The organism is Nitrospirota bacterium, from assembly GCA_016214385.1.
Lineage (GTDB): Bacteria > Nitrospirota > Thermodesulfovibrionia > UBA6902 > JACROP01 > JACROP01.
On sequence record JACROP010000128.1, the window covers coordinates 1 to 7,070 of the forward strand.

9 protein-coding genes are annotated in these 7,070 nt (G+C 39.0%); 6 read left to right on the forward strand and 3 right to left on the reverse strand.

The genetic code is table 11. The features are described from left to right. Positions 1–545, reverse strand: a 545-nt coding sequence (locus HZC12_08135; GenBank protein ID MBI5026672.1) for a restriction endonuclease subunit S, incomplete at its 3' end; no start/stop codon positions are given. Between the two features lie 186 nt (positions 546–731). Here HZC12_08135 and HZC12_08140 point away from each other — a divergent pair. Beyond that, a complete protein-coding gene (locus tag HZC12_08140; GenBank protein ID MBI5026673.1) occupies positions 732–875 on the forward strand; it encodes a hypothetical protein in 144 nt (47 codons plus the stop codon). Positions 876–903: 28 nt separating this feature from the next. Here HZC12_08140 and HZC12_08145 read toward each other — a convergent pair whose 3' ends face one another. Beyond that, a complete protein-coding gene (locus HZC12_08145; GenBank protein MBI5026674.1) occupies positions 904–1,872 on the reverse strand; it encodes a GDP-mannose 4,6-dehydratase in 969 nt (322 codons plus the stop codon). Positions 1,873–1,912: 40 nt separating this feature from the next. Continuing rightward, positions 1,913–3,220 (reverse strand): nucleotide sugar dehydrogenase, encoded by a 1,308-nt coding sequence (locus tag HZC12_08150; protein MBI5026675.1) that lies wholly within the window; start codon positions 3,218–3,220, stop codon positions 1,913–1,915. Positions 3,221–3,406: 186 nt separating this feature from the next. Here HZC12_08150 and HZC12_08155 point away from each other — a divergent pair, with 186 nt between their 5' ends. The 5 genes from HZC12_08155 to HZC12_08175 form a co-directional block, all read left to right on the forward strand. Continuing rightward, complete coding sequence (locus tag HZC12_08155) at positions 3,407–4,522, forward strand: glycosyltransferase family 4 protein (protein ID MBI5026676.1); 1,116 nt, start codon at positions 3,407–3,409, stop codon at positions 4,520–4,522. Positions 4,523–4,576: 54 nt separating this feature from the next. Then, a complete protein-coding gene (locus HZC12_08160) occupies positions 4,577–4,819 on the forward strand; it encodes a ribbon-helix-helix protein, CopG family (GenBank protein ID MBI5026677.1) in 243 nt (80 codons plus the stop codon). Next, on the forward strand, positions 4,812–5,093 hold the full coding sequence (locus HZC12_08165; GenBank protein MBI5026678.1) for a type II toxin-antitoxin system RelE/ParE family toxin: 282 nt from the start codon (positions 4,812–4,814) through the stop codon (positions 5,091–5,093). Before HZC12_08160 ends, HZC12_08165 begins: the two co-directional genes overlap by 8 nt. A 26-nt stretch (positions 5,094–5,119) precedes the next feature. Then, positions 5,120–6,253, forward strand: coding sequence for a putative lipopolysaccharide heptosyltransferase III (gene rfaQ, locus HZC12_08170; protein ID MBI5026679.1), 1,134 nt, complete (start codon positions 5,120–5,122; stop codon positions 6,251–6,253). A 141-nt stretch (positions 6,254–6,394) separates the two neighbouring features. Then, a partial coding sequence (locus HZC12_08175; GenBank protein MBI5026680.1) for a glycosyltransferase family 9 protein occupies positions 6,395–7,070 on the forward strand: 676 nt, incomplete at its 3' end.

The following is a 7,070-nucleotide window of genomic DNA, read 5'->3' on the forward strand; positions in this document are numbered from 1 at the left end:
AAATTTGCAGATTCTATGCTTAGACGATATTGCTCTTCCACTGCGTTAGCAAAATTAGCAATTTTCTCCTGCAAAGACAACGGCGGAACAGGGACTTTCATTTCTTCTATCTGTGAAATAGTCAGCACTAATTGTGTTGTAGATGAAGTTGCACGGGAAAGAAGCGCCTGTTGTCCAACCGTACTTTTAAGATAAGCAGCCAAGAAACCCGGCAACATTTGCTCGCCAAGCCTGATTGCAATTAAATTTGATGTGATAACTGCCTGGTTTAGAGAGTTCGGAATGGCAGCTATTTTTAGTTGTGTGCCACGTGATGTAATAATTACATCATAAGGCAATACCATACTTTTTTTTATATTTTTGAGGTTAATTGTGTGAATGTGGGACAGATTTGCTTCATTAATTTGACCATCAAAAATATCCTTAATGTTTATTGTTGGTAAGGTTTCGGTCCCTTTATATTCATGAATATTATAAAGTGAAACGCCAGCGAATATCTCTCTTGCCAAAGTTCGTAATAGTTTAATAGGAAAAGCATTCTTCATAGTTACTACAAGTATAAGAAAAATATTTTGTTATGTCAATACTCTTTATAAATATTAAAATATTTTAATATTTAACACAGAGTAGAAAATATTTAAAATATAAACAGTTGTGTTGCTCAATTATTATTAATATAGCCGTTTCGTATACTTGAATTGCCAAAAGCGGGTTATAAAGAAATCCTTTCAATGAGGCTAAATACCCTTCATAATCTTTATTTTTATCTGAGCTTTTTTAAAAAAATGCGGGACGCTATTAGAAATGGAGCCTTTGATAGTTTCAAAAAAGAACAGTCTTATGTGCTTCAGAATAACTTTGTGGAAATACACTGAAGGGCACAGATTTTTTGATTCGTTCTCGTTACCACTTTAATCCCTTTAAAAACTTCTTATTATCCAGAAACCACTTGACTGTCTTCTCTACCCCCTGTTCGATAGAGGTCTTTGGTTTCCAGCCAAGAAGTTTTTTTGCCTTTTCTATATGAGCCCATGTAGCAGTAACATCAGCAGGGTGCCTTGGGAGGGTTTTAATTTTTGCTTTTTTGCCAAGATTCTTTTCAATGAGTTTAATCACATATTTGAGTTTTACAGGGTGGTCGCTTCCAAGATTTATTGTCTCATAACCTGTTGGTTTCAGAGCCTTTATTGTCCCATCTGCAATATCATCGATGTAAGTAAAATCCCTGGTCTGGTTACCATCTCCAAAAACTGGTATTGCTATTCCTGCATCTATGTTTTTAATGAACTTAAATATGCTCATGTCAGGCCTGCCAGCAGGTCCATACACAGTGAAATACCTTAAAACACATAGATCAATACCATATAGGTAATGATATGAGTAGCATAAAGCTTCGGCCCCCTTTTTTGTAGCAGAGTATGGGGCAAGTGGTGTATCGGTCTTAATATCTTCCTTAAATGGCATTTTGTCCAGGCCGTAAATGCTTGATGTAGAGGCAAGGACAAACTTTTTGACTCCAAATTCCCTGCAGCATTCGAGGAGATTCAACGTCCCTTTTACATTGGTGTCAAGGTAGGCCCATGGATTTTCAACCGAAGCCCTTACCCCTGCCCTCGCAGCAAGATTAATGACCGCATCTATCTTATTTCTTGAGAACAGCCCCCTTAAAAAATGATAATCGCATATATCCGACTTATGGAAAATAAAATTTGCTTTATCCTTTAAACTACCGAGCCTCCATTCTTTTAGCCTCACGTCATAATAATCGTTTATATTATCAATACCAAGGACTGTGGAGCCATTTTTAAGCAGCCTTTCAGAGACCTTCCAGCCAATGAATCCTGCACAGCCTGTAATGAGTATATTTTTCATGTTAAATTACTTTTACCCCTTCTCACTTCTTACTTTTGAGTTATAGCCTCCAGTAGTGAAAGCCTGCTTTTTCTGAAATATGAGGCTCAAACAAACCCTTTATATCAATAAGGACAGGGCTGCCATTGCAGAGGGTTTTTAAATATTCAATTGCAAAATTTCTATATGCCGTATGTTTTACAGCTAAGATTATTCCATCGTAAGGAGTAGCATCCTCAGGCCTCTCTATGAGAGAAATTCCATATGTCTCCAGAACCTCTTTCTTTAAGGCATGGGGGTCGTGGATAAAAACCTCCACGCCGTAATCCTTGAGCTCATTGTAAATATCTAAAACCTTTGTATTCCTTATGTCACGGATGTTTTCCTTAAAGGTCAGGCCGAGGATAAGGATTTTGCTCCCCTTCACTGCCCTGTTTGAGGCTATGAGCTGTTTAACGGTCTGCTCTGCTATGTATTTGCCTATGCTGTCATTAATCCTCCTGCCTGAAAGAATTACCTCAGGATGATAGCCAACTGCCTGTGCCTTAAAAGTAAGGTAATAAGGGTCTACCCCTATGCAGTGGCCTCCAACAAGGCCTGGTTCAAAGCGTAGAAAGTTCCACTTTGTGGATGCTGCAGCGAGGACCTCTTTTGTGTCAAGGTCAAGTCTATGGAAAATAATGCTCAATTCGTTTATAAGTGCAATATTGAGGTCCCTCTGTATATTCTCTATCACCTTTGCTGCTTCAGCTGTTTTGATATTGGGTGCCTTGTGGATTCCTGCTTTAACAACTGCCCCATAGAGCTGGGCGAGGAGCTCTGCAGTTTCCTCGTCCTGGGCTGCCACTACCTTTACAATGTTTGGTAGTGTATGGAGTTTGTCGCCTGGGTTGATTCTTTCAGGAGAATAACCTATTTTAAAATCTCTGCCACAGGTAAGACCTGAGAAGTCTGAGATGATTGGCGCACAAAACTCTTCTGTCACCCCCGGGTAAACTGTTGATTCATACACTACAATTGTGCCTCTGGAGATGTTTTCCCCGATTGTTTCAGAGGCATTCCTGAGATGGCTGAGTTCTGGAATCTTGCGTTCATCAATCGGGGTCGGCACAGCCACAATTATTACTGCGGCCTCTCGCAGCCTTTCAGAATTGCTGGTAAATTCTACCTTTGATGCGAGAATCTCATTTTTTGATATTTCGCCTGTTACATCTATGCTGCTTGAGAGCTGCTCTATGCGGTCTTTTTTAATATCAAAGCCGATGACCTGCTTAAAAGTTCTGCCAAACTCAATGGCCAATGGAAGGCCTACATAGCCAAGCCCCACAATAGCAATAGTTTTGTTGCCCTTTAAAAAATCCTCAATCATTGTTGCCATAAACTAAAACACAGATTATCACAGATTTCTTGCAGATAGTCACAGATATAATCTGCGTTCATCTCAAGTCAACCCTTCTTATCGCTGGATTTAAGTAATTTCATGTAACAGCCTTGATTGTCTGATATAATACAGCAAAGCAGGAAGGAAAAACAATTGGTGAGGTAATTTGAAAAATTGAAGATAGCGCTTATCCGCAAACATTATAACCCTTTTGGCGGCGCAGAGAATTACCTCAGTCTTGTTATGGAGAGGCTTCAGAATGAAGGCCATGAGGTTCATATTTTCACAGCATTGTGGCCAGAAAATAAAGCAGCGACACATCTGATTAATATACTTAAGAAACCATCCTTCCTGTCAAATCTCCACTTTGCAATGAAGGCTAAAAGCCTTTTGATGAGGGAGCCGTTTGACTGTATCATGAGCTTTGAACGCACTCTTTATCAGGATATTTACAGGGCAGGAGATGGATGTCACAGGGAGTGGCTGAGGAGGCGTGGAGCTATCGAGCCTTTATATAAAAGGCTGAGCTTTTTCTTAAATCCGCATCATATTGCTTTGCTTTCCCTTGAAAGGCAGTGTTTTTTGAACTCAAAGATTATCATAGCCAATTCCATGATGGTTAAAAAGGATATAGCCAAAAACTATTCGCTCCCAGAGGGAAAAATAAAGGTAATTTATAATGGCGTTGACCTCCAGAGGTTTAAGCCAGCGTCCTCAGAGGAGAAAAAAAACCTGAAGAGTTCTTTTAAAATAAAAGAAGACAGGGTTATTTTATTTGTCGGCTCTGACTTTAAGAGGAAAGGCCTGATAACTCTATTAAGGGCATTTTCTTTATTAGTCCCGAAGCATCGGGACAAAAGGCTTATAATTGCTGGAAAGGGAAAGATAGAGTTGTATTCCTCTGTGTGCAAAAGGTTCGGGATAGATAGAGACGTCACTTTCAGAGGACCTGAACAGGAGGTAGAAAAACTGTATGCTATTGCTGATGTCTTTGTGCTTCCGACAATATACGACCCCTTCAGCAATGCAACGCTTGAGGCAATGGCATCAGGCCTGCCGGTAATAACCACCAGGTATAATGGTGCCTCAGAGCTTATTGAGAATGGGGTTCATGGGTTTATAATAGATAATCCTTTAGATGCAGGTGCATTTGCAGAGAAGATTTCAACTGTTCTGCAGCAGACTGAGGAGATGGGTAAAAAGGCACGAATTAAAGTAGAGGGCTATTCTATTGAAAGATCAGTTAACAAGGTTATAGAAACAATTGCCTTAGCACATTGTAAGGCTTGACTTAAATGAATTATTTTGAATATAATTGAATAAAATAAAATCCAAGGAGGAGATATGGGAAAAACCGTAACTATAAGATTAGATGATGAGGCATACAAAAAAATAAAAAATTTTGCTGATGCTGAAAGACGTCCAATTTCTAATTTTATAGAAAGCGCAGCATTGAGTTATATTAAGGAGGCAGTCTTTACTGACGAATTGGAAATGGCAGAGATTTTAAGCAATAAAAAACTCTTGGCAAGACTTCGCAAAGGATCTTCAGACGCTAAAGCAAAAAGAGGTCAACTTATTGGATAAATACAAAATATTTGGAACGAATAACTTCAGGCAGAATTTAAAAGATATTACTAAAAGCACCGCCTTAAAAATTGAAGCCAAATTACTTTCATATGTTTATCCCCAATTAAGAAAAGAACCTCATTACGGACAAAACATTAAGAAACTTAGCAACTGGGAACCTGAAACATGGCGTTACAGGGTTGGTGATTGGCGGTTTTTTTATGAGATAGATGAAAAAACTAAAATAGTATATATGACAGCCGCATATCACAGGCGTGAATCCTACAGATAAGACTTATAAAACTTATTTCTGAAGGTATGACATATACTCCTATATTCAAAGGCGTTAAAAAAATCCTTGTTGTAAAATTCAGACACATCGGGGATGTCCTCCTGATAGTGCCTACAATAAGGGCATTGAAAAAAACCTTTCCTGAAACCACTGTATCTGTCCTTGTAAACTCAGGCACAGAGGATGTGCTAACAGGTAACGCTGTTATTGATGAGTTGATAGTATTTGACAGGGCAATAAAAAGCTTACCTGCAGGCAAACGTTTTATGAAGGAGATTAGTTTCTTAAAAGAAATAAGGGCTAAAGGTTTTGATATGACAGTTGACCTCACAGGAGGAGATAGGGCGGCAATTATATCTTTTTTATCAGGGGCGCGGTATAGATTGGCTGGCAATCCTGGCAAAAAAGGATTTATTGGCAAGAAATATCTCTATACACATTTTGCAAACATTGATAAACAGAGACATCTGGTATTGCAGAATCTTGATGTTGTTGGACAATTTGGTATTAATGCAGAGAATCTTACCATAGATTTTTTCATTCCTGAAGATGCCAGGATGTTTGTAAGAAAGGTTTTTGAGGAACATAACATTAAAAGAATCCCCCCTTTAGCAAAGGGGGGATGGGGGGATTTGATTGTCCATGTCCATCCAACATCGAAATGGCTTTTTAAATGCTGGAAAGACGAGTATATGGCAGAGGTGATAAGCTGGCTGATTGATAAGGGAATAAAGGTAATTGTAACATCTGCCCCTGATAATAAAGAGATGGAAAAGGCAAAAAGGATTTTGTCTTTATGCTCGTCCCTCGTCCCTCGTCCCTCGTCTCTGTTAGACCTCTGTGGTAAGACCACCATTAAAGAACTTGCCGCAATTTCAGAGGCATCTGATTTGTTTTTGGGAGTTGACTCTGCACCTATGCACATCGCTGCAGCAGTTGGAACACCTGTTATTGCCCTGTTTGGGCCGACAGGGGAAGAATGGATGCCCTACGGTCAGGGCCATATAGTTATTTCAAAAGACATGCCCTGCAAGCCATGCAAAAAAGGTATGTGTGAGGGAATAGAGTTGAGGGAATGTATGATGGCTATTAAACCGGATGATGTGAAAGAGGTCGCCTTAAAAATCCTGAGCAAATTTTCATGTTACAAAGGAACCTGAAAACAGGGGCAAGCTCTGAGCGAAATGATAAGATTCCTCACTTCGCCCTGTACCATTTGGGTCAGGACTTCGTTCGGAATGACAACTACTCTGCTGTCATTTGACATTTAAATTAGCGTTAAGAATTTTGAGGAATCAGAAATGATAAAAATAGATAAGAACAATATCAAAAACATTCTTATCATAAGGCGTAACAACATCGGAGATATGATATGTGCTATTCCTGTATTTAAAACCATACGCAGAGAATTTCCACAGGCACATATTACTGTTCTCGCTGATAGCACAAATGCAGGAATAATTGAGGGTGCGTCTTTTATAGACAGGATAATCACGTATAAAAAAGGAGATGGCATCTATAAAAATAAATACATTGGTCATTGGAATATCTTTAGACAGAACAAAGAGAAGTTTGATCTTGCAATAGCATTGAAGATAGGTTTTTCTTCAACAATAGCATTGATAACCATGATAAGTAAGGCAAGGATGCGCGTTGGATGCATACCTGAAACATGGCATCCACTCCAGCTCTGTTACAATATGCCTGTAAAAGGGTATAAAAGCTGGAAGTCCATGCACCAGATAGACGCACTTTTTGAATTCATAAAAACTATAGGGATAAAAGATTTAGTAAAGGATACAAGCATTGAGATTGCGCATGACTCAAGAAATAAAATCAAAAACTTCTTTAAAGAGAACAAAATCCAGACAGATAGCAACATCGTTGTATTCAATATCAGCAACAATAAGCCTGAGAACACATGGCCCATTGAAAGATTTGAAGAGCTTGCAAATATCCTGTCAAAGCAGTTCAGGG

Coding starts and splice junctions, on each gene's coding strand:
- rfaQ (MBI5026679.1), top strand. CDS start 5,120: ATGACATATACTCCTATATTCAAAGGCGTTAAAAAAATCCTTGTTGTA.
- HZC12_08150 (MBI5026675.1), bottom strand. CDS start 3,220: ATGATTGAGGATTTTTTAAAGGGCAACAAAACTATTGCTATTGTGGGG.
- HZC12_08160 (MBI5026677.1), top strand. CDS start 4,577: ATGGGAAAAACCGTAACTATAAGATTAGATGATGAGGCATACAAAAAA.
- HZC12_08140 (MBI5026673.1), top strand. CDS start 732: ATGAGGCTAAATACCCTTCATAATCTTTATTTTTATCTGAGCTTTTTT.
- HZC12_08145 (MBI5026674.1), bottom strand. CDS start 1,872: ATGAAAAATATACTCATTACAGGCTGTGCAGGATTCATTGGCTGGAAG.